The sequence below is a fragment of the Lentibacillus sp. genome (assembly GCF_035301925.1).
GTDB lineage: Bacteria > Bacillota > Bacilli > Bacillales > Amphibacillaceae > Lentibacillus.
The window spans coordinates 21,759-44,078 of the sequence record NZ_DATGTI010000004.1 but is presented as its reverse complement, the minus strand read 5'-3'; the positions used below and the strand labels follow the sequence as shown (position 1 = coordinate 44,078).

At 46.2% G+C, this 22,320-nt stretch carries 20 protein-coding genes and 2 riboswitches; of the genes, 16 read left to right on the top strand and 4 right to left on the bottom strand.

Translation table 11 applies throughout. The features are described 5' to 3' along the window. Positions 1–6: 6 nt before the first annotated feature. Both guaA and VK080_RS00310 read left to right on the top strand, forming a co-directional pair. Complete coding sequence (guaA, locus tag VK080_RS00315; protein ID WP_324222803.1) at positions 7–1,542, top strand: glutamine-hydrolyzing GMP synthase; 1,536 nt, start codon at positions 7–9, stop codon at positions 1,540–1,542. Between the two features lie 72 nt (positions 1,543–1,614). Then, positions 1,615–1,716: riboswitch (purine riboswitch) on the top strand. A 163-nt stretch (positions 1,717–1,879) separates the two neighbouring features. Beyond that, a complete protein-coding gene (locus VK080_RS00310; protein ID WP_324222802.1) occupies positions 1,880–3,214 on the top strand; it encodes an NCS2 family permease in 1,335 nt (444 codons plus the stop codon). A 38-nt stretch (positions 3,215–3,252) separates the two neighbouring features. On the opposite strand, the gene VK080_RS00305 is transcribed toward VK080_RS00310, so the two are convergent. The 3 genes from VK080_RS00305 to VK080_RS00295 form a co-directional block, all read right to left on the bottom strand. Further along, positions 3,253–4,416, bottom strand: a complete 1,164-nt coding sequence (locus tag VK080_RS00305; RefSeq protein ID WP_324222801.1) for an MFS transporter — start codon at positions 4,414–4,416, stop codon at positions 3,253–3,255. Between the two features lie 185 nt (positions 4,417–4,601). After that, the gene (gene msrA, locus VK080_RS00300; RefSeq protein ID WP_324222800.1) at positions 4,602–5,138 is read right to left on the bottom strand and encodes a peptide-methionine (S)-S-oxide reductase MsrA; all 537 of its coding nucleotides are present in this window, start codon (positions 5,136–5,138) and stop codon (positions 4,602–4,604) included. Positions 5,139–5,356: 218 nt separating this feature from the next. Next, entirely contained in the window at positions 5,357–6,913 is a 1,557-nt protein-coding gene (locus VK080_RS00295) for a hypothetical protein (protein ID WP_324222799.1), read from the bottom strand. A gap of 70 nt (positions 6,914–6,983) precedes the next feature. Between VK080_RS00295 and VK080_RS00290 the strand changes: the two genes are divergently transcribed. Continuing rightward, on the top strand, positions 6,984–7,775 hold the full coding sequence (locus tag VK080_RS00290) for an MOSC domain-containing protein (protein WP_324222798.1): 792 nt from the start codon (positions 6,984–6,986) through the stop codon (positions 7,773–7,775). Here the strand turns inward: VK080_RS00290 and VK080_RS00285 are convergent. Beyond that, positions 7,772–8,206: an Hsp20/alpha crystallin family protein gene (locus tag VK080_RS00285; RefSeq protein ID WP_324222797.1), complete on the bottom strand. Its 435-nt coding sequence runs from the start codon at positions 8,204–8,206 to the stop codon at positions 7,772–7,774. The genes VK080_RS00290 and VK080_RS00285 overlap by 4 nt on opposite strands. Before the next feature lie 119 nt (positions 8,207–8,325). Here VK080_RS00285 and VK080_RS00280 point away from each other — a divergent pair, with 119 nt between their 5' ends. The 13 genes from VK080_RS00280 to purD all read left to right on the top strand — a co-directional run bounded on the left by VK080_RS00280 (position 8,326) and on the right by purD (position 22,249). Then, a complete protein-coding gene (locus VK080_RS00280) occupies positions 8,326–8,952 on the top strand; it encodes a DUF2179 domain-containing protein (protein ID WP_324222796.1) in 627 nt (208 codons plus the stop codon). Positions 8,953–9,155: 203 nt separating this feature from the next. Next, positions 9,156–9,255: riboswitch (purine riboswitch) on the top strand. 237 nt (positions 9,256–9,492) lie between these two features. Beyond that, on the top strand, positions 9,493–9,984 hold the full coding sequence (purE, locus tag VK080_RS00275; protein ID WP_324222844.1) for a 5-(carboxyamino)imidazole ribonucleotide mutase: 492 nt from the start codon (positions 9,493–9,495) through the stop codon (positions 9,982–9,984). Then, positions 9,971–11,101, top strand: a complete 1,131-nt coding sequence (gene purK, locus VK080_RS00270; RefSeq protein WP_324222795.1) for a 5-(carboxyamino)imidazole ribonucleotide synthase — start codon at positions 9,971–9,973, stop codon at positions 11,099–11,101. Before purE ends, purK begins: the two co-directional genes overlap by 14 nt. After that, positions 11,098–12,402, top strand: coding sequence for an adenylosuccinate lyase (purB, locus tag VK080_RS00265; RefSeq protein ID WP_324222794.1), 1,305 nt, complete (start codon positions 11,098–11,100; stop codon positions 12,400–12,402). Before purK ends, purB begins: the two co-directional genes overlap by 4 nt. Beyond that, positions 12,399–13,112, top strand: coding sequence for a phosphoribosylaminoimidazolesuccinocarboxamide synthase (purC, locus tag VK080_RS00260; RefSeq protein WP_324222793.1), 714 nt, complete (start codon positions 12,399–12,401; stop codon positions 13,110–13,112). Before purB ends, purC begins: the two co-directional genes overlap by 4 nt. Next, positions 13,109–13,360 (top strand): phosphoribosylformylglycinamidine synthase subunit PurS, encoded by a 252-nt coding sequence (purS, locus tag VK080_RS00255; protein WP_324222792.1) that lies wholly within the window; start codon positions 13,109–13,111, stop codon positions 13,358–13,360. The genes purC and purS overlap by 4 nt, the downstream gene beginning before the upstream one ends. After that, entirely contained in the window at positions 13,357–14,040 is a 684-nt protein-coding gene (purQ, locus tag VK080_RS00250; protein ID WP_324222791.1) for a phosphoribosylformylglycinamidine synthase subunit PurQ, read from the top strand. Before purS ends, purQ begins: the two co-directional genes overlap by 4 nt. Beyond that, positions 14,024–16,243 (top strand): phosphoribosylformylglycinamidine synthase subunit PurL, encoded by a 2,220-nt coding sequence (gene purL / locus VK080_RS00245; protein ID WP_324222790.1) that lies wholly within the window; start codon positions 14,024–14,026, stop codon positions 16,241–16,243. Before purQ ends, purL begins: the two co-directional genes overlap by 17 nt. After that, a complete protein-coding gene (gene purF, locus VK080_RS00240) occupies positions 16,228–17,631 on the top strand; it encodes an amidophosphoribosyltransferase (protein WP_324222789.1) in 1,404 nt (467 codons plus the stop codon). Before purL ends, purF begins: the two co-directional genes overlap by 16 nt. Before the next feature lie 54 nt (positions 17,632–17,685). Next, a complete protein-coding gene (purM, locus tag VK080_RS00235; protein ID WP_324222843.1) occupies positions 17,686–18,705 on the top strand; it encodes a phosphoribosylformylglycinamidine cyclo-ligase in 1,020 nt (339 codons plus the stop codon). Next, positions 18,702–19,271, top strand: a complete 570-nt coding sequence (gene purN / locus VK080_RS00230) for a phosphoribosylglycinamide formyltransferase (protein ID WP_324222788.1) — start codon at positions 18,702–18,704, stop codon at positions 19,269–19,271. The genes purM and purN overlap by 4 nt, the downstream gene beginning before the upstream one ends. A gap of 185 nt (positions 19,272–19,456) precedes the next feature. Continuing rightward, the gene (gene purH, locus VK080_RS00225; RefSeq protein ID WP_324222787.1) at positions 19,457–20,980 is read left to right on the top strand and encodes a bifunctional phosphoribosylaminoimidazolecarboxamide formyltransferase/IMP cyclohydrolase; all 1,524 of its coding nucleotides are present in this window, start codon (positions 19,457–19,459) and stop codon (positions 20,978–20,980) included. 18 nt (positions 20,981–20,998) lie between these two features. Next, positions 20,999–22,249, top strand: coding sequence for a phosphoribosylamine--glycine ligase (gene purD / locus VK080_RS00220; RefSeq protein ID WP_324222786.1), 1,251 nt, complete (start codon positions 20,999–21,001; stop codon positions 22,247–22,249). Positions 22,250–22,320 lie beyond the last annotated feature (71 nt).

Here is a 22,320-nt window from a genome sequence, read left to right as displayed (position 1 = left end):
AAGTGAATGGAACAGAACGATATGATTTTAGTGCTGGATTTTGGCAGTCAGTATAACCAGCTGATTACCAGACGTATCAGGGAACATGGTGTCTACAGTGAATTGCACTCCCATAAGATAACAGCTGATAAGGTCAGGGAAATGAACCCAACAGGGATCATTCTGTCAGGCGGTCCCCACAGTGTTCATGATGACAAAAGTTTCCGCTGCGATCCCGAGATTTTTGAACTGGGAATTCCAATTTTGGGCATTTGCTATGGTATGCAGCTGATGGCTTTATACTTTGGCGGTGACGTCTCGAGAACGTCAAACCGTGAATATGGCAAGGCGGAAATTAATCTGAATCAAGACCCGGTTTTGTTCAAGGATACACCTGTTAAACAAACGGTTTGGATGAGTCATGGTGATAAAGTAATGAAGACCCCGGACGCATTTCAGACGGATGCCACCAGTCCATCGACGCCGATTGCAGCTATGAGCTATCCGGATCGCGGGTTGTATGGTGTGCAGTTTCATCCGGAAGTACGGCATTCGGAATATGGCCATCAGCTGCTGAAACACTTTGTTTATGACATATGCAGCTGCGAAGGCAATTGGACGATTGAGAATTTTATCAACATGGAAGTTGAGAATATCCGGAAACAAGTCGGCGACCGAAACGTGTTGTGTGCACTCAGTGGCGGTGTGGATTCATCGGTTGTCGCCGCGTTGATCCATAAAGCCATCGGGAAACAGCTGACATGTATTTTTGTCGACCATGGATTGCTTAGGAAAAATGAGGCGGACGAGGTCACGAGAACCTTTCAGGATGATTTTGATATGAATGTCATTAAAATCGATGCGGCTGACCGGTTTTTGTCAAAGCTAAAGGGAGTTGATGACCCGGAAGCGAAACGGAAAATCATCGGAAACGAATTCATTTACGTCTTTGATGATGAAGCAGACAAATTAAAAGATATTGATTTTCTGGCACAGGGGACGCTTTATACGGATGTAATCGAAAGTGGTACGGAAACCGCTCAGACGATTAAGTCGCATCATAATGTCGGCGGGCTTCCGGAAGACATGCAATTTGAGCTGATTGAACCGCTGAACACATTGTTTAAAGATGAAGTCCGTGAGCTCGGTCTGCAGCTTGGTCTGCCGAAAAACATTGTCTGGCGGCAGCCTTTCCCCGGACCGGGGCTTGCTATCCGCGTGCTTGGGGAAGTGACGGAGGAAAAACTTGAGATTGTCCGCGAATCGGACGCCATTTTACGTGAGGAAATTGCGGCTGCCGGTCTGGATCGGGACATTTGGCAATATTTCACTGTTCTGCCTGATATCCGCAGTGTTGGCGTGATGGGAGATGCGCGCACATATGATTATACAATCGGTATTAGGGCAGTCACATCAGTTGATGGCATGACCTCTGATTGGGCGCGCATTCCATGGGATGTCCTTGAGAAGATATCAACACGTCTGGTGAATGATGTCGCGCATATTAACCGGGTCGTTTATGATGTCACCAGCAAACCACCGGCAACGATTGAATGGGAATAACGAACATTTTAAATAAATTATAACAAAAAGTTCGTATTTCAATTGACATTATCGATTGTTTATCGTACCCTAATGTTACAATTTAATAATTTGCGTATAATTTCGGGGATATGGCCCAAGAGTCTCTACCGGACCACCGTAAATGGTCTGACTACGCAGGATATAGTAATTATGATGAGCATGGTTATGTCTCTTCTGATTGCTTTTTCTTGCACTGTCTTGTAGCGCTCTTGTGAATCAGGAGTGCTTTTTATTTTTTTGAGGATGTTCAAAAAGTCCGGTGAAAATGAAACGCCCTTTTTCAACACGCATTTAAGAAAAAGTGAGGAGGAGAACGTTGAAAAATTATTTTCGTTTTGAAGAACATGGCACGAATTACAAGCGTGAGTTTATGGCAGGGTTGACGACATTTTTGGCCATGGCCTATATTTTGTTTGTAAACCCCTCAACACTAGCATTGGTCGGAGTGGAAGAACTGCCTGAAGGGGTGACACGGATTGATCAGGGTGCGGTCTTTACGGCTACCGCAATTGCTGCCGCTTTGGGTACATTCATCATGGGAGTGCTTGCAAAATACCCGATTGCTCTCGCTCCTGGTATGGGCTTGAATGCATTTTTCTCATACACGGTTGTATTAGGATTCGGAATCCCTTGGGAAACCGCACTGGCTGGTGTTTTGGCATCCGGACTCATTTTTATCGTTTTGACACTGACCGGTTTGCGGGAAAAAGTTATTAATGCGATTCCTTCCAATTTGAAAATGGCCGTCGGTGCAGGAATCGGTCTTTACATTGCTTTTATCGGTTTTCAGAATGCCGGGATCATTGTCGGGGATGATGCGACACTCGTGGCATTGGGCGATCTGACGTCACCTACCGTTCTATTGGCCATTTTTGGAATTGCGGTTTCGGTGATTTTACTGAGCTTGAACATTAAAGGTGGCATTTTCTATGGCATGATCATCACAGCGCTTGCCGGCATGTTGACCGGTTTGATTGATACGCCGTCCGGAATCGGCGGGATTGTCGGGGAAGTGCCTAGTGTTGCGCCGACATTCGGTGAGGCCATTATGCATTTTGGTGACATCTTCACGATTGAAATGCTTGTCGTGATTCTCACGTTTTTATTTGTTGATTTCTTTGATACAGCGGGCACGCTTGTCGCCGTTGCTAACCAGGCCGGGCTGATGAAGGATAATAAATTGCCGCGTGCGGGAAAAGCTTTATTTTCGGACTCTGCTGCAACAGTCGCTGGTGCCGTTATCGGGACATCAACGACCACTTCCTATATCGAGTCGACAGCAGGTGTAGGAGCAGGTGGGCGCACCGGATTTGCATCGGTTGTTACCGCAGGATTTTTTCTTCTGGCATTGTTTTTCTCGCCATTATTGAGTGTTGTGACCTCGGAGGTGACGGCACCAGCATTGATTATTGTCGGTGTCATGATGTCAGCTTCGTTAAAAGATATTGATTGGGATCAGTTTGAAATAGCTGTGCCGGCATTTTTGACAGTCATTTCGATGCCGCTAGCATACAGTATCGCAACGGGAATTGCCATAGGGTTCATTTTCTATCCAATCACGATGATTCTGAAAGGCCGCATGAAAGAGGTTAATCCGATTATGTATGGTTTGTTTGTCATATTTGTTTTATATTTTATTTTCCTCAGCTAGTGAAAAAGCGGCGCCACACATTCGGTGGTTCCGCTTTTTTAAAATTGCCGGACTTGCTTTCTGGAAGTCATGGTATGGTAAATGCTCAGGAAGAGTACGCCGGCTGCTGCCGAGAATCCCAAAACCGCATATAAGACGCCACCTCCGTACGAATCAATTAGCGCCCCACCGAGGAGTGAGCCGATTATCCCGGAAATACCGAAGAACACTGCATAAAACATGAGATGACCGGTCGACTGCAGCAGTTTGGGAATCAGTCTGGTAACATAGTCCAGTGCAGCCAGGTAGAACACGCCAAATGTAATGCCGTGCAGCAATTGCAGCATAATAATATACATCGGATCGTCAGCCGCCGCATAAAGAAACCAGCGCAGACTGTAGACGATACCAGCAAAAATCACAAAAACAAGCGTATGATACGTGCGGAACCAGCGTCCGGCAAACGCAAAGACCAATGCCTCACTGGCGACTCCGACAAACCATCCGATGCCAACGAGGCCTTCGTTCCCGCCCAGCTGCGTGATATATAATCCGATGAAACTGTCACTCGCGCGGTGTGTCATTGTGATAAACATGATCAAAAACAAAAACAGCATGAATGGTTTATTTTGAATAAGTTTCCGGACATCCCGTAATTGGACCGGATCCGATTCCACTTTCACATCGGTCAGGCGAAAGGTGACAATCAACGCAATCGTGCCAAAAAACAGATATGGCCAGATCATATACTGAATGCCGGCAGCTGTCAGAATTTGGCCGACAATCAGTGAGGAAATCGCAAAGCCTATTGATCCCCATGTACGAATCGTTCCGAACGAGATATTCAAATCATCTGCGCGCCGCTGTCCGAGGCTGTCGCCAAGCCCGCCAATCGGGGACGTGAAAAAATAAAATACAAAACCGGCTATCAAAATGGCAATTAGTCCATTCATCTGAAAAAATATGACACTGCTGACGAGCAGGCCGGCGATACAGATTAATAGAATGTTCTTCACAGTTTTATATTTATCACTCATATACCCCCAGAATGGCTGAGCAAAGATAGCAGCGAGCGGCCCGACCGCCAGCACCCAGCCAATTTCTGTGCCGTTGAGTCCTTTATATTCCAGATAAAGCGGCAAAAAACTGAGAATGATCGTATTCGTAGCGTGAAAACTGAATAACAGCATTTTTAAAGGTGTGAGTGATTGACGATTTGACATGTTGTCCGCTCCCGACGAGAAAATGATGATCGGCAAAAATTCAAGCCTGAAACACCAGTATATGCCACGGTAGATTTTCAAACAAGTTCTGAGGGAAATTAAAACATTTGAAACGTACTGGCTGCAGTGGGTATCAACAAAAGAAAGGAAATATCAACAGAACAACCATCAAAAAAGGGGAGCGTCTAAGCCCGCTTTCCCCATACGTTCTCTATGAATTCATCGCGTCCGGATTCTGCCCGGTCTTTTTGATAATGGTCCTTGTTCTTTTTATAGTAATCCTGATGATAATCCTCAGCCGGATAAAACGCCCGTGCCGGTAAAATCTTTGTGACAATCGGATCTTTGAATTTGCCACTATCAGCAATCGACTGTCTTGATTTTTCAGCGTGTGCTTTTTGTTCTTCGTCATGATAAAAAATCGCTGTCCGGTATGAATCCCCACGGTCGTGAAATTGTCCGCCGTCATCAGTCGGGTCGATCTGCCGCCAGTAGATATTTAAAATCTCCTCATACGACATGACGTCGGGATCATAGGTAATCTCCACTGCTTCATAATGTCCTGTTGCTCCGCTCTTCACTTCTTCATAAGTCGGATTCGCTGTATGCCCGCCAGTGTAGCCGGAAACGACAGCATGAATCCCGTTCCACTGGTCGAATGGCTTCACCATGCACCAGAAACAGCCCCCGGCAAATGTTGCTTTTCTAAGTTGGTCTGCCATGATTGGTTCCCCCAATTGATTCTGTTTGTTATTTCACTGTAACATAAAGTGAAACTTCATTCAGGGGAATTGCTTTTTATTCCCCTGAATGTTAGTTGAACCGAATCGGACATTTATGGTCAGTTAGCCGCCGTATTTTGGCGGGTTACTGACCGTTATATGCGGGATAAATCTGTGTTTATTGGATAATCGCTGAATTTTCCCGAACCTGCCGGCAACTAAAAATAATACGGTCCGAAAAATGATAAAAGCATCAGGACGTGCGCTCCAGCAAAACAGCATATCCTTGCCGGCGCATGCCAGTCGCGTGTCGTTTTTGTTGATTGTGCCGCAATGAAAGCCATCACGGCAAAGGCCAGGATATAGATGTAGGAACTTCCGGTAAATGTTAAATAATCCGGAGCTCTGGCGAACATGGCATCAATAAAGATAATGTCCTTGAAAATAAAGACAGCCAGCATATAAATCGCGATCCCGGCGTAGAAGAACCACGTCTGATCCTCATCCAGTTTTCGGCCTTGAATGAGATACATGAGCACAATAAATGAAATCGGCCACATCAGCCAGATGGTGGAAACCAGAAGCGTGATTAGTACTTTAGCCAGCATTCCCAACGTTTTACCCAATGCGTGCAGCCAATCGTCCTTTGCAAGACCTGCTGCTTTATCAATGATGGCCGGATTGCTGGATGACACGTAAATATTTGTCGTGTCACCTTCCCGTTCAAGCCACATTACTGTCGACTCATCAATCCATTGCGGATGGCCGGATACTTTGGGCGTGTTGCTTTTTCGTGAAGTTTGAATACTTCCGCTGTCTGTGATGGTGGCTGAATAAATGTTGAATGCCTGGTCACCCTGGTATAGTGTTTTTGTCGAACCGCCTGCACTGAATAAAAGCTGCGGGCTGCCATCCTGATATGATAGGGTGATATTACTTGCCTCACTAAGAAGGCCCTTACCGACGGGGTCATGGAATGTCATTTGCTGCAGTGACGTTTCCTGATCACTGCCTAATGGTTTTTCTGTAAAATACGTATAGGATTCTGGTGACCCCTGGGTTTGTTTCTGGACAGTTTCCATTACATAAGCCAGATTTCCGTCATGAACGGCAAAATTAATATCGTCGACTGTCTGCATGGCATCGATTTGGAATTTTTCTTCATGGACAAGCTCGGCATCTTTGTCAGCCAATTCATATACATTGAGTTCGATGTTGTTGTTACGAGAGGTTTCCGTCATGAAGTAGCGTGTCTGTTCTTCTTGAAAAGGTATGATGTCCTCGATCCCCTCTTCAAGCTCCATTATTTTTGCGGACGAGTGGTCGGCCGGATCCAGTTCATATAAGCTATTTTCTTTTATGTAGAGGACGGTATGATCCAATGGATAGAACCGTTTGGCATCAGGAATAATCACATTGCCATCCTGATCGCAAATATCCCTGTAATCATGATAAATCAACTGATCGTCATGGAGGAAAACTTGTGTCCATTTATCAAACGGGATATCAAAAGGCGTTTCGTCAATCAATTCAAAGTTGTCATTGAACGTTTTAAAACGGACCATATTTTCCTCATACGTTTGGGTGACGACATTACCATCTTCGTTTTCACGGACAGGCAGTTTTTTATCGACGGTTGTTGTCCCAATCTTTAGGCTCCTGCTCCAGTCCTCTTCCGGCTGTTCCGTTACATCGTCAATACTCCGATTAAAAATCAGGCAAATACCTATGATGATCACAATAGCTGGCAAAATCCAAAAAAGATGTTTTTTCATTTCGTTCCCCCTGTCTTATGATAATTTTATCACAAGTTTCTCATAATTTTATATTAAAATTGGGGAAAATATGATGGAAGTACGACAGCGGATGCGGCGTTTTCGTTTTTTCGGCATTAAAGATACAATAGGGATGAAAGGAGTGGCTCACGTGACGAAACCAATTGTCAATAAAATCCTGACGGGAAAAGTGAAACAGATGGGCCGTCCGGATGCGAAAGACCGGATGAACAGACCGTGGGAAAGCGGCATTTTTAAAAACGTTGCGGACGGCAAGCGCTGGGTTGGACATGAAGGTTTTACCGATGATGAAGTGGCAGACAAGAAAAGTCACGGCGGCCCGCACAAAGCCCTTTTTGCATACCCAGCCAAACATTATGCTTATTGGCGTGAAGTTGAGCAAATAGATGACATTGGCGTTGGCGGGTTTGGGGAAAATCTGTCGATGGCGCGTGCTGATGAATCTACGGTTTGCATAGGCGATACATACCGGTTCGGCGACAGTATCATCCAGGTTTCCCAGCCGCGCAGACCGTGTTGGAAGCCTGCACGGCGTTTTCGGGTGATGGATCTAGCTTTAAAGATCCAAAACAGTGGGCTGACCGGCTGGTATTATCGCGTGCTGCAGGAAGGATATGCCGGAGCGGGAATGGAAATGGAACTGATCGACCGTCCGTATCCCGAATGGACGATTGCTGCCAGCAACGAAGTCATGTATGTGAAAAAACGGGATTTACAACTGGCTGAGCAGCTGGCATCGTGTGAACTGCTTGCCCCCAATTGGAAACGATCACTGAATAAGCGGCTTAGCGGGAGGCAGTCATCAGATGAAAAACGTGTGTATGGACCGAATAAGGCTTAATTGTCATCCATCAATTGGATGCTCACTTTATTACGGCTGCTTTCATCTGAAATTAGCCGGTGCAGATGAATGATTACCAGTCCATTTTGATAGGTGGCTTTTATTTTGTCCTGCCGTACGGGATATGGTAATGTAATGCTTCGTTCAAAGACACCTTGCAGAATTTCTTCTTTGACGACGGTACCATCTGAATAGCCAATGTCGATGGCGCCTTTCAGTTCGAGTGTTGTGTGGTCTACAAAGATTTCAATTTTTTTCAGGTCGGTTAATCCGGGTATGCTGGCAATGCATAACAGTTCATGCTCATGTTGGTAAATATTGATTTGCGGAATTGTTGGCTTTATAATATTTTCAAATTCATTCCAAAAGTTATCACCAAAAAAATGATCCATGTTTTTCCGCCAGTCGGCCATTTGTTTAAACGGATCCATAAGGACACCTCTTTTCGATAAAAAATGGTGTTACAGTTTATGCACAGCTGAAAATTGGGTGAATGTCATGGTTCGTGAAAAATCAATTGTACCGCTGTGACCGGTAGGAGGTATTAACGTTGCTAAGTAATGCCATTGTTATGGTAACGATTATATTAATCATCAATATCGTTTATGTGTCACTTTCCACGATGCGCATGATCCTGACGCTGAAAGGTCGGCGCTATATGGCTGCATTTGTCAGCATGTTTGAAGTTGTCATGTACGTCCTGGGACTTGGACTTGTATTGGACAATTTAAACGAAATCCAGAATATCATCGCCTATGCGCTCGGTTTTGGACTGGGTGTGATTATCGGTACCAAAATTGAAGAAAAGCTGGCACTCGGCTACATTACTGTTAATGTCATTTCATCCGATCCAAACATCGATTTTACGCGGCAGCTCCGTGAAAAGGGGTATGGTGTGACCAGCTGGTTTGCTTATGGAATGGAAGGTGACCGGCTGGCAATGCAAATTCTGACACCGAGAAAATATGAATTAAGGCTTTATGAAACGATTAAATCAATAGATGAGAAAGCTTTTATTATTGCTTATGAACCGAAACAGATACACGGCGGCTTTTGGGTGAAACAAGTCCGTCGGGGAAGGTTGTTCAACAACAATCACAAAGGTCAGGGAGGCGGGACGCCGTCGGCAGCGCAGCGGTCAATTTCCAAGCCGGGAAATAACCGCAGTCAGTATTGAGTTAAAGAATAGGTTTATGTCAGAAACGAGGCGGGTCAGTCTCGAACAATGAAATATGGGGTGATGAATTTCTAAGGTCTTTTTCTGCTTGATCGATCCGAAAAGCCGGGAATAATTAAGCGAAATACGAACGTTAAAGAGTTTTTTTATTTAATTGTTCGAATTTGATTGACAATACCAGTAGTCATCTGCTATGATTTCACCATCAAATAAATACGCTGCCTCATATATTTTCGGGGATATGGCCTGAAAGTTTCTACCCGGCACCGTAAATGCCGGACTATGAGGGAGGATGGGACACAATCGCAACACGTCTGTTCAATTGTGCTTTTTCCGGTGCCATGTTTCTGCCGGTAATATGTATTGAGCATGCTAAGTCTATTCATCTTCTCTCATAGATATGGAGGAGACGGATAGACTTTTTTATTGTCAATGAGGCTGTGATTGAACTTTCGGAGGAGCAGAAAATCGTGGTGCTGTGGGAAGCGAGTGTCTGGAGCTGACATCAATTATACGATAAATCATGGAAAGAGGGATATGATGGCACAAGTCGGCGTTATTATGGGAAGTATCTCAGACTGGGAAACGATGAAACATACATGCAGCGTATTGGACGAACTAAAGATTTCATATGAAAAAGATGTCATATCGGCACACCGGACACCTGATGATATGTTTACATATGCCAAAATGGCACGTGAACATGGTCTGAAAGTAATCATCGCAGGAGCAGGCGGTGCGGCACATTTGCCAGGTATGGTTGCTTCACAAACAACTCTCCCGGTGATTGGTGTCCCGGTCCAGTCAAAAGCACTGAACGGACTCGATTCTCTGCTTTCAATCGTGCAAATGCCCGGTGGCGTGCCAACTGCAACGGTGGCGATTGGAAGGTCAGGTGCCAAAAATGCTGGTCTTTTGGCGGCCCAGATGATTGGTGCATTTGACAATGAAGTTGCTGATAGATTGAAAGATTACCGGGAAAGCATGACACAAGCGGTGAATGAAATGAGGGATGAAATTGCAGAACAATAACGTGATACTTCCCATGAAAATGATCGGCATTATCGGCGGCGGCCAGCTTGGACGGATGATGGCAATCGCTGCAAAATATATGGGCTATCAGGTGGCGGTGCTCGATCCGATACCAAACTGTCCGACTGCACAGGTTGCCGATGAGCAAATCACAGCCGCCTATGATGATATGGACGGTATACAAAAGCTGACTGACATCAGTGATGTTGTCACATATGAATTTGAAAATGTTGATCTTGATGCTGCTGCTTATATTGAACGAACAGGCAAACTCCACCAGGGTGCATATGCATTGGAGATCACCCAGAACCGCGGGAAGGAAAAAGCGGTTATGAATGAAGCGGGGCTCCCGGTCCCTGCTAATAAGATTGTCAGGGACAGTGAGATGTGCGAGCGTGTTTTGGGAAATATGCAGCTCCCGGCTGTTGTTAAAACAGTTAGCGGGGGATATGATGGCAAAGGTCAGCTAAAGATAAACACGAATGATGACATTAAGACGGCATGTGAATTTACTGATCAGAATGATGTATGCATGATCGAACAATGGATCCCTTTCGATAAGGAAATATCCGTCGTGTTCACGCGCGGACAATCAGGTGAGATCACTTTCTTCCCGATTTCCGAGAACGAGCACAAGGATCATATTTTATATAAAACAACAGTCCCTGCATCCATCAGTGCTGCAGTACAGCAAAAAGCGCTTGATGCAGCACGGATACTTGCAAACAAAATGAACATCGCCGGAACGTTTGCGATCGAAATGTTCGTCAAAGGTGACGATATTTACCTGAATGAAATGGCACCAAGACCGCACAACTCGGGCCATTATACGATTGAGGCCTGTAACCTGTCACAATTTGAACAGCATATCAGGGCTATTTGCGGCTTGCCGCTGATGCCAATTGAACTGCTCAGGTCTGCTGTTATGGTCAATATTCTTGGTGACGATATGGAAACGGCTTTAAATGAGCTTCCGAAAATGCAGCACGGTTTTCTGCATTTGTACGGGAAAGAAACGATCAAGCCTAAACGGAAGATGGGACATATCACCTTTATTGCAAATACATTGGATGAAGCAAAACAACAGCTGACAGCATATGAGGAGGTAAAGCAATGATTGAACGCTATACCCGGGAAGAAATGGGTGCGATCTGGAGCGAGGAAAACAAATACAATGCATGGTTGGAGGTGGAAATTCTCGCATGTGAAGCTTGGCGTGAACTGGGCGTTATTCCGGCTGAAGATGTGAAGAAAATACGACAGAACGCTTCTTTCCAGATTGAACGGATTCATGAAATTGAAGAGGAAACACGGCACGATGTGGTCGCCTTTACCCGAGCGGTGTCTGAGACGCTGGGAGACGAGCGTAAGTGGGTACATTATGGGCTCACCTCGACAGACGTCGTCGACACCGCACAATCCTATTTGCTGAAGCAGGCGAACGACATTATCCGTAAAGATTTGCATCATTTTATCGATGTCCTGAAAAATAAAGCAAACGAACATAAACATACTGTCATGATGGGGCGCACCCATGGTGTTCATGCCGAGCCGACGACATTCGGATTGAAAATGGCACTCTGGTATGAAGAAATGAAACGTCATCTCGAACGCTTTGAGCTCGCAGCAAACCATATCGAATTCGGCAAACTGTCAGGCGCAGTCGGTACATATGCAAACATTGATCCTTTCGTTGAGGCGTATGTGTGTGAGCAACTCGGCCTGACGCCTGCGCCGGTATCGACACAGACATTGCAGCGTGATCGTCATGCTGCGTATATTTCCGTACTGTCAATGATTGCCACGTCGATTGAGAAATTCGCCACTGAAATCCGCGGCCTTCAGAAAACAGAGACACGTGAAGTGGAAGAGTTTTTTGCAAAGGGACAAAAAGGTTCGTCGGCCATGCCGCATAAGCGCAATCCGATTGGTACGGAAAACATGACCGGCATTGCGCGTGTCCTGAGAGGGCATATGGTGACCGCATACGAAAATGTTTCGCTCTGGCATGAACGGGATATCTCTCACTCATCGGCAGAACGGGTTATCTTGCCGGATTCAACGATTGCACTGAATTACATGCTGAATCGCTTTTCCGGCATTGTCAGCAAACTGACCGTATTTCCGGAAAACATGAGACGTAACATTGATAAAACACATGGGGTTATTTTTTCCCAGCGCGTTCTGCTTGCACTTGTTGACAAGGGTATGAGCCGTGAAGAAGCCTATGATTTGATTCAGCCGAAAGCAATGCAGGCATGGGAGACAGGAACACATTTTAAAGCACTGGTCGAAGCTGATGAACAGGTCACTGCAAAGCTGACTCAGGCAGAGATTGACGATTGTTTTGATTACACTTACCACCTGAAAAATGTGGATGCGATATTCAACCGAATCGGACTTGAGGTGTCATCATGAAAACAGATTTGTTATACGAGGGCAAAGTAAAACGGGTTTATCAGGCCAAGGATAAAACAGGGCAGCTCGTACTTGATTACAAAAATGATGCAACGGCATTTAATGGGGAGAAAAAGGCTGTTTTTACCGGAAAAGGCCGTCTGAACAATGAAATCTCCGCCTACATTTTCAACGTACTGAATGAACAAGGCATACAGACACACTTTGTTGAAAAACTTTCGGAAACTGAACAGCTTGTCCATCAGACAGAAATCATCCCTTTGGAGGTTGTCGTCCGGAATGTGGCTGCAGGCAGCATCACACGACGACTCGGGATTGAAGCAGATACACCATTCAATCCGCCGCTTGTTGAACTGTTTTATAAAGATGATGAGCTTGGGGATCCGCTGGTTAATGATGAGCATGCCTTGTTCCTGAGTAATGTCACCGAATCCGAACTGCAGGAGATAAAAGCAAAAGCACTGGATATCAATCAGCAGCTGACTAAAATTTTCGATTCGATAAATCTCAAACTGGTTGATTTCAAACTGGAATTTGGACGGCTGGCGAGCGGGTGTATCGTATTGTCCGATGAAATTTCTCCGGATACGTGCAGACTTTGGGATATCACAACAAATGAAAACCTGGATAAAGATGTATTCCGGCAGGGGACCGGCGATTTGCTGGCAGTCTATCAAAAACTATTCAATCGACTGGAGGCCAGGATATGAAAAAAGTGACCATCCATATTATGCCGAAGCAGGGTGTACTCGATCCGCAGAATAAAGCCATTCAGACATCCCTCAACGCGCTGGGATTTTCTGAAGTGGAAGACGTACAAACAGGCAAATTGGTTGAGCTGTTCGTGAAAGATCACGCGGAGATTGATAAACGCGTTGGCGACATGTGCGATAAACTATTGGCCAATCCGGTTATGGAAGACTATCACTTTGAAGTGGAGGAGGCTGCGCGCACATGAAGTTTGCTGTCATCGTCTTTCCAGGTTCGAACTGTGACCGTGATATGTACCATGCCGTCAAAAACGTTCTCGGGATGGAAGCTGATTTGGTCTGGCATGAACATAGCAATCTCGAAAACTATGATGCGGTCCTGCTTCCCGGCGGGTTTTCATACGGTGATTACCTGCGCTCGGGAGCCATCGCGTCAGCATCAGGCGTAATGCAGCAAATCAGAGCACATGCCGAGGCGGGCAAGCCGATATTGGGCGTCTGCAATGGCTTTCAAATACTGCTGGAAGCCGGATTGCTTCCCGGGGTAATGCTCCCTAACAAGCATCTGTCATTCATGTGTCATCATGAAGCACTGGCCGTTGCCAATCATGAGACACCCTTCACAACAAACTATGAACAAGGCAAGGTCATCCATTTGCCAATCGCACATGGTGAAGGTAATTATTTCGCTGATGATGAAACTTTGTCAGCATTGAAAAAGAATAATCAAATTGTCTTTACGTATGAAAATAACCCGAACGGATCGGCTGCTGATATCGCCGGCATCATTAACAGCGACGGAAATGTGCTTGGCATGATGCCGCACCCGGAACGCGCAGTGGAAAAATTGCTCGGCAGTGACGATGGCATCAGACTTTTTCAGTCACTGATCGAAAATTGGAGGGACGCCTATGCTGTTAACGCATGACATTAATCCGGAAAAAGTTGAACAGGAAAAATTGTATCGAGGGATGGGGTTAAGTGATGACGAATTTAAAAAGATTAAAGACATCCTGCAGCGGCGTCCAAATTTTACGGAAGCAGGGATTTTTTCGGTCATGTGGTCGGAGCATTGCAGTTACAAAACGTCAAAACCGCTCCTGAAAAGGTTTCCTTCATATGGCCTAAATGTTTTACAGGGACCGGGAGAAGGTGCAGGCGTCATTGATATTGGTGACGGTCAGGCGGTCGTTTTCAAAGTGGAAAGCCATAATCATCCATCAGCTGTTGAGCCGTATCATGGGGCTGCAACAGGTGTTGGCGGTATACTTCGTGATGTATTTTCAATGGGAGCTCGTCCGATTGCCTTAATGAATTCACTAAGATTTGGCAAACTGACATCCGGACGCACAAAGTACTTGTTCCAGGAAGTCGTTCACGGGATTGCGGGCTATGGAAACTGTGTTGGTGTTCCAACAGTTGGCGGTGAAGTGCAGTTTGATGACAGTTACGAGGAAAATCCTCTCGTTAATGCGATGTGTGTTGGCCTGATTGATCATGAAGATATCCAAAAAGGTATCGCTTCCGGTGTCGGAAACACGGTTATTTATGCGGGCGCCCCAACCGGTCGTGACGGTATCCATGGTGCAACATTCGCGTCTGTCGATTTAAGTGATGAATCTGGCGAGGACCGGCCATCTGTTCAGGTGGGTGATCCGTTTATGGAAAAGCTGCTGATCGAAGCCTGCCTGGAGGTCATTCATTCGGATGCGCTCGTTGGAATGCAGGATATGGGAGCGGCCGGGCTGACGTCATCAGCAAGTGAGATGGCCAGTAAAGCCGGTACAGGAATCGTCATGAACTTGGATTTCGTGCCTCAGCGCGAGGCGGATATGAATCCGTATGAACTGATGCTGTCTGAATCACAGGAGCGGATGCTGCTTGTCGTGAAGCAGGGGCGTGAACAGGAAATCATTGATGTGTTTGAAAAATATGGTTTACAGGCAGTGGCTGTCGGAGAAGTTACCGAAGAAAAATCATTCCTGCTAAAACAGCATGGTGAGGTCGTTGCCCATCTTCCGGTTGACGCACTGGCAGAGGATGCACCGGTGTACCATATGCCGGCAAAAGAAGCAGCGTACGTTAAGGCATTTCAGCAAATGGAAAATACGATTCCGTATGTGGCGGACTATGGCGCAATGCTGAAGCAGCTACTGCAGCAGCCGACAATCGCCAGCAAGGAATGTGTTTATGATCAGTATGATTCAATGGTGCAGACGAATTCCATCGTACCACCAGGGTCTGATTCAGCCGTTATTCGGATTAAAGGAATGGATAAAGCGCTGGCGATCACAACAGATTGTAATTCACGATACATCTATATCGATCCGGAAACCGGTGGCAAGATTGCTGTAGCTGAGGCAGCACGGAACATTGTCTGCTCAGGTGCACGGCCGCTCGGACTGACGGATGGACTGAACTTTGGAAATCCGACCAATCCGGAAGTTTTTTGGCAGATGCAACAGAGTGTGGAAGGCATGAGTGAAGCCGCTCGTATACTGGAAACGCCGGTTGTCAGCGGGAATGTCTCGTTATATAACCAATCAAACGGCAAATCGATTTTTCCAACCCTGGTCGTTGGTATGGTCGGACTGATTGAATCGCTCGAGCATTTGACGCCGAACTTTTTCCAGGCACCGGGAGACCTGATTTATGTAATTGGGGAAACAAAGGCCGAATTTGGCGGCAGTGAGCTGCAAAATGTTGTTGAGGGAACATATCAGGGGAAAGCACCTTTCATTGATTTACAGGTGGAGGCCGAACGCCAGAAACAGCTGTTCACGGCCATCCGGCAAGATCTTGTCCAGTCAGCTCATGATTTGGCTGAAGGCGGCCTGGGTGTTGCCCTTGCCGAAAGTGTCTTCAATGACAAAGGACTTGGCTTGGAAGCTGATATCTTTGGCAATCCGACGACCGCGCTGTTCAGCGAGACCCAGTCACGATTTCTTGTCACGGTGAAACCGCACCAGCAACGGCAGTTTGAAGCGGCAGTCACTGAAGCCTGTCAGATTGGCACCGTCACCGACCATGGTAAATTCCTTATAAGAGCGAACGATGAGACTTTAATCGATGAAGATGTCCAAATATTGCATAATTTATGGGAGGGAGCCATTCCGTGCTTGCTGAAATGAAAGGCATCAATGAAGAATGCGGTGTGTTTGGAATTTGGGGTCACGAAAAGTCAGCGGAACTGACGTATTACGGTCTTCATTCGATGCAGCACCGCGGCCAGGAAGGCGCAGGTGTCGTGGTCAGTGACGGGGAACTGAAGGCTCATAAAGGTCTTGGTCTTGTCAACGATGTTTTTAAACAAGCCGATTTCAGTAAGCTTTCAGGTGACGCAGCGATCGGCCATGTCCGTTATGCCACTCAGGGCGGCAGCGCGGAGGAAAATGTTCAGCCATTAGTGTTCCGGTCACAGAATGAGGGTATGGCACTGGCACATAACGGCAACATCATGAATGCTGAAACACTACGCAGTGAGCTTGAAGGTCAAGGCAGTATTTTACAGACACCTTCCGATACAGAAGTACTGGCACATTTGATTAAACGCAGAGGAATGGGGCTTAATGAAACGTCCATAACTGACGCGATCAATCAAATTACCGGCGCATATGCGTTTGTCATTTTGACTGAAGAAAAAATGTATGCAGCACTTGATCCGATTGGAATCAGGCCGTTGTCGATCGGCAAGCTCGGTGATGCGTATGTGGTGGCGTCTGAAACGTGTGCTTTTGATCAGATCGGTGCAGCGTTTGAACGTGAAGTTTTGCCGGGCGAACTGGTAACAATCAGTGATGAGGGGATAGCATCAACCCGTTTTGCCATGAGAGGCCAGCGGAAAATGTGTGCGATGGAATACGTGTATTTATCACGACCGGACAGTGATGTCAATGAGATGAATGTTCATGCATCACGCAAACTGATGGGGAAAGAGCTGGCCGAGGAATCGCCGGCAGACGCGGATATGGTCATCGGTGTTCCGGATTCCAGCATTTCATCAGCCATTGGTTACGCGGAAGCGAGCGGTCTACCATATGAAATGGGCATCATCAAAAACCGTTATGTCGGAAGAACGTTCATCAAGCCTTCACAGGAACTGCGTGAACAGGGTGTAAAATTAAAACTTGCTCCGGTCCGTGGGATTGTTGAAGGAAAACGGATTGCTATGATTGACGATTCCATCATCCGCGGAACAACCAGCAAGTGGATTGTCCACATGCTGAAGCAGGCAGGTGCGGCAGAAGTCCATGTCAGAATCGCCTCACCATCGATTCAGCACCCATGCTACTACGGGATTGATATGTCAACACGGGATGAATTGATTGCTGCCAATTATACGATTGATAAGATAAGTGAGATGATCGGAGCGGACAGTGTGGCATATTTATCAGAAGCCGGGCTGGAAAAAGCCATCGTCAAAGATAAAACGATCCATCAAGGGATTTGCATGGCTTGCATGACTGGAAATTATCCAGTGAAGAAAAACAGTGAGCATGGAGTTGTCTTCAGAAGTTGAACAAAACCCGACCATTTACTGGCAGTTCATCGGGGAAAAGAGGTTGAGAATATGATGGGAAATATCTATAAATCGGCCGGAGTGGATGTTGAAAAAGGCTATGATGCGGTTGAGCGCATGAAAAAACATATTGTCAGAACAGGACGCAAAGAAGTGCTCGGGCGTTTCGGTGGATTTGGCGGTCTGTTTGAATTGACATCATTAAATTATCAGGAGCCTGTTCTGGTTTCGGGGACAGATGGTGTCGGTACAAAGCTGAAACTGGCAATTGAACTGGAGAAGCACGATACGGTCGGGATTGACCTGGTGGCTATGTGTGTCAACGATATTGTCGCCCAAGGTGCACAACCGCTGTTCTTTCTCGATTATATTGTATGCGGTAAAAATGATCCGGGGATAATTGAGCAAATTGTAGCAGGCATCGCTGATGGATGTGAAGATGCCGGGGTGGCACTGATCGGCGGGGAAACTGCTGAAATGCCCGGCATGTATGATGATCCGGATTATGATTTAGCTGGTTTCACCGTCGGGATAGCAGAAAAATCCCAGTTAATAACCGGGGAGGCCATTTCAGCTGACGACGCTGTGATTGGCCTGGCTTCAAATGGTATTCATTCCAACGGGTATTCACTGGTTCGTAAGCTGGTACAGGATTTGGATCTGGGAAAAACTTATGACGGCCTGGATGGGAGGCTTGGTGACGTTCTGTTAACCCCAACCAAAATTTATGCCAAATCGGCTGGCGCAGTGATGCATGACGTAACTGTGAAAGGCATGTCCCATATTACCGGTGGCGGTTTTTTCGAAAATTTGCCCCGGATGATGCCGGCCGGACTTGGTGTGGAAATTAATTTATCAAGCTGGAAGTGCCCCGCAATATTTCCATTTTTGCAGCAACTCGAGGATATTACTGATAAGGAAATGTTTGGTATTTTTAACATGGGGATCGGGATGGCGCTTGTTGTTGCACAAGATGATGCAGAGACCGTGTTAAAAAAGCTCGCAGAACAAGGTGAAACAGCATCAGTGATCGGCCAAGTTGTTTCATGCGAAGGAGTGCATATAACGTTATGACAAAAGTACGGGCAGCTGTTTTCGCATCCGGAACCGGCAGTAATTTTCAGGCTATCATGGAGACGGACGATCTGTTATGTGATATCGTGCTGCTTGTTTGCGATAAACCGGGTGCTGCCGTCGTTGATAAAGCAGGACAATTTGGGGTGCAGACGTTTGTTTTTAATCCGAAAGAATATGATTCAAAGGTTGATTACGAAGGTGCCCAGCTGAAAAAATTGCGCGAAATGGGTGTGACGTGGATCTTTTTGGCCGGCTATATGCGTATCCTTGGCCCGACACTTATGGCAGAATTTCCGGCCAGGATCATTAATATTCATCCTTCATTATTGCCTGAATTCCCCGGTTTAGATGCCATCGGACAGGCTTATGAAGCGGGGGCGGATACAACCGGAGTCACTGTGCATTATATTGATGACGGAATCGATACAGGTCCTATCATCGCACAGCAGGAAGTCCCGGTTTATCCGGATGATACGAAGCAACAGCTGACGGAACGGATTCAGCAGATTGAGCACAAATTTTATCCACGAGTGATTCAGGAGCTGGTTAAGGAGAATCGCTGATAAGCGTGAATCGTTTATAGCAAGCATTCCAACTCGAGTGTCAAAACGCAAACGTGCGAGGAGCGGATCAAGCCGTGCGGGGATTCGATCAAAACGTGCGAGATCAGGAGAAGTTCGTGCAACATTCACGCCAACGCACACGTGATACATAACCATTATAAAACACTAAAACAAGGAGTTTTTTCATGAAAAAGCAGGCATTGATAAGTGTTTCCGACAAAACCGGTATTACTGACTTTGCCAAAGGGCTGAAAGAACAGGGATATGACATTATTTCAACCGGGGGTACATTGCGCACAATTCAGGAAGCTGGTATCGAGGCTGCGGCTGTGGAAGACATAACAGGGTTTCCCGAAATGCTGGAGGGACGTGTCAAAACACTTCATCCGGCGATCCACGCAGGATTGCTGGCCAAACGGGATAACGATATGCACAAACAGCAGCTTGAAGAAAAAGGCATTAATCCGATTGATATCGTTGTCGTGAATCTATATCCGTTTAAACAAACGCTTGATCAACTGAATGTTACCGAAGCTGACATCATCGAAAATATTGATATCGGTGGATCGACAATTCTAAGGGCTGCTGCAAAAAGTTTCCGTGATGTGACACCGATTGTTGATCCGGATGATTATAATGAAATCTTACAAGCCATCCAAAACGATGTGCTTGATATGACCATAAGGAAAAAATTAGCTGCAAAAGTTTTCCGCCACACAGCACAATACGATACGCTGATTGCTGGCTATTTTACTGATGACGTATTCCCTGAAAACTATACCATTACATATGAAAAGGTTCAGTCATTAAGATACGGTGAAAATCCGCATCAGGAAGCGGCATTTTATAAAACACCATTTGAGTCACCAATGAGTCTTGCATCCGCCAAACAGCTGCATGGCAAAGAACTATCCTACAACAATATTCAGGATGCGAACGCGGCGCTCAGCATCATCGCGGAATATGACAAACCGGCAGCCGTGGCTGTAAAGCATATGAATCCATGTGGTATCGGGATGGCCGGGGATTTGAACACAGCATTTTCGAAAGCCTGTGACGCCGATTCGGTTTCGATTTTTGGTGGCATTGTTGCCTGTAACCGGACAATTGATGCGGATACAGCTGAACAATTGAGCGGTATTTTTCTGGAAATCATCATCGCCCCGGCATTCACTGACGAAGCTTTTGCCACTTTGACAAAAAAGAAACATATCCGGTTGCTTGAATTGAGAATGGATGAAGCAAAAATCAACTCCCACAAATTAACGAGCGTTAATGGCGGTGTGCTTGTACAGGACAACGACAATAAGGAAATTAGCCGTGACGACCTTACCTATCCGACTGAGAAAAAGCCTACGGAGGGAGAGCTGGATGATTTATGGTTTGCCTGGAAAGCGGTCAAACATGTTAAATCCAATGCCATTGTGCTGGCAAACGGCAGACAGACCCTTGGTATCGGTGCAGGACAGATGAACCGCGTCGGTGCGGCCAAAATCGCGATAGAACAGGCGGGCGAAAAAACAAAAGGGACAGTACTTGCATCTGATGCGTTTTTCCCGATGCCTGATACCGTTGAGGAAGCAGCAAAAGCAGGGATTACAGCGATTATTCAGCCTGGCGGATCCAAACGTGACCAGGATTCGATCGACATGTGCAACCGTTATGGCATTGCGATGGTCTATACAGGCACCAGGCATTTCAAACACTAGCTTGGGAGGGGCTATCCTATGAATGTATTTGTCATCGGACGCGGCGGTCGTGAGCACAGCATGGTTATGAAACTGGCTGAAAGTGTAAAGGTTGACAATATTTATGCTGCTCCGGGAAATGGCGGGATCAGCGATATTGCAAAGTGTGTAGGTATTGATGAGCTGGATATTGATGGATTGATAGACTTTGCCGGGAAAAAGAAAATTGACTTGACGATTGTCGGTCCGGAAAATCCGCTCCTTGCCGGCATTGCTGATCGATTTCACGAAGCAGGAATGACCATTTTTGCACCGGAAAAAAATGCGGCTTTAATTGAGGGGAGTAAGCGTTATGCGAAAGCTTTTATGGAAGAGAATAGTATGCCAACAGCCGCATATGCCAGTTTTACAGACGCCGATAAAGCCAAATGTTATATAAAGAAACAGGGTGCTCCGATTGTCGTCAAAGCTGATGGGCTTGCTGCCGGCAAAGGTGTGATTGTTGCACAGACAGTCCAAGAGGCGATAAGTGCCGTCGATAACATGCTTGTAAAAAATGCTTTTTCCGAAGCTGGCAGGTCTGTTGTCATTGAAGAATGTCTCAATGGGGAGGAATTTTCCCTGATGGCGTTTGTTCATGGAACGAATGTTTTTCCAATGATACCGGCTCGTGATCATAAACGCGCCTATGACGAGGACTGTGGACCGAACACCGGCGGGATGGGAGCATATGCGCCAGCCAGGGATGTCTCCCCGGAAACATTGTCATTTGTAACTGAACACGTGTTGCAAAAAGCCGCCGATGGAATGGCCGAATCAGGTCGGCCGTTTACAGGCATTTTATACGCTGGCATGATCATGACAAACGATGGACCGAAAGTGATCGAGTTTAACGCTCGTTTCGGGGATCCGGAAACCCAGGTTGTTCTGCCGCTTTTGGAGAATGATTTGCTGCAAGTCTTCCTCGATGTTCTCGATGGAAAAGACCCCTGCTTGCAATGGAAGGATCAAAGTTGTACAGGCGTAGTGCTTGCCTCGAAAGGGTACCCCGGCAGCTATCAAAATGGTGTTAAACTGCCTGAAATGCACATGGAGGGGAGCTCGTTTGTTGTTCATGCCGGAACGCGGAAAACGAAACACGGAATTGTTTCCGATGGGGGAAGGGTGCTTCTGGCGGGGGCAAAGGGAGCCAATCTCTCAGAAGCCACTGAATGCGCATATAATTGGCTGGCTCAAAATATAGACTCGAAGGAATTTTTTTATCGGAAAGATATTGCTAGATATCAATGAGTATCACTATTGGACGTGGCTATTTTGTCCCACCTTAAAGGTTACAAGCTCCCCCTTATATGTCAAGGAAT

Coding starts and splice junctions, on each gene's coding strand:
- VK080_RS00290 (WP_324222798.1), top strand. CDS start 6,984: ATGATGGAAGTACGACAGCGGATGCGGCGTTTTCGTTTTTTCGGCATT.
- purH (WP_324222787.1), top strand. CDS start 19,457: ATGAAAAAGCAGGCATTGATAAGTGTTTCCGACAAAACCGGTATTACT.
- purC (WP_324222793.1), top strand. CDS start 12,399: ATGAAAACAGATTTGTTATACGAGGGCAAAGTAAAACGGGTTTATCAG.
- purN (WP_324222788.1), top strand. CDS start 18,702: ATGACAAAAGTACGGGCAGCTGTTTTCGCATCCGGAACCGGCAGTAAT.
- purL (WP_324222790.1), top strand. CDS start 14,024: ATGCTGTTAACGCATGACATTAATCCGGAAAAAGTTGAACAGGAAAAA.
- guaA (WP_324222803.1), top strand. CDS start 7: ATGGAACAGAACGATATGATTTTAGTGCTGGATTTTGGCAGTCAGTAT.
- purS (WP_324222792.1), top strand. CDS start 13,109: ATGAAAAAAGTGACCATCCATATTATGCCGAAGCAGGGTGTACTCGAT.
- purE (WP_324222844.1), top strand. CDS start 9,493: ATGGCACAAGTCGGCGTTATTATGGGAAGTATCTCAGACTGGGAAACG.
- purD (WP_324222786.1), top strand. CDS start 20,999: ATGAATGTATTTGTCATCGGACGCGGCGGTCGTGAGCACAGCATGGTT.
- msrA (WP_324222800.1), bottom strand. CDS start 5,138: ATGGCAGACCAACTTAGAAAAGCAACATTTGCCGGGGGCTGTTTCTGG.
- purQ (WP_324222791.1), top strand. CDS start 13,357: ATGAAGTTTGCTGTCATCGTCTTTCCAGGTTCGAACTGTGACCGTGAT.
- purM (WP_324222843.1), top strand. CDS start 17,686: ATGGGAAATATCTATAAATCGGCCGGAGTGGATGTTGAAAAAGGCTAT.
- VK080_RS00305 (WP_324222801.1), bottom strand. CDS start 4,416: ATGTCAAATCGTCAATCACTCACACCTTTAAAAATGCTGTTATTCAGT.
- VK080_RS00295 (WP_324222799.1), bottom strand. CDS start 6,913: ATGAAAAAACATCTTTTTTGGATTTTGCCAGCTATTGTGATCATCATA.
- VK080_RS00285 (WP_324222797.1), bottom strand. CDS start 8,206: ATGGATCCGTTTAAACAAATGGCCGACTGGCGGAAAAACATGGATCAT.
- purB (WP_324222794.1), top strand. CDS start 11,098: ATGATTGAACGCTATACCCGGGAAGAAATGGGTGCGATCTGGAGCGAG.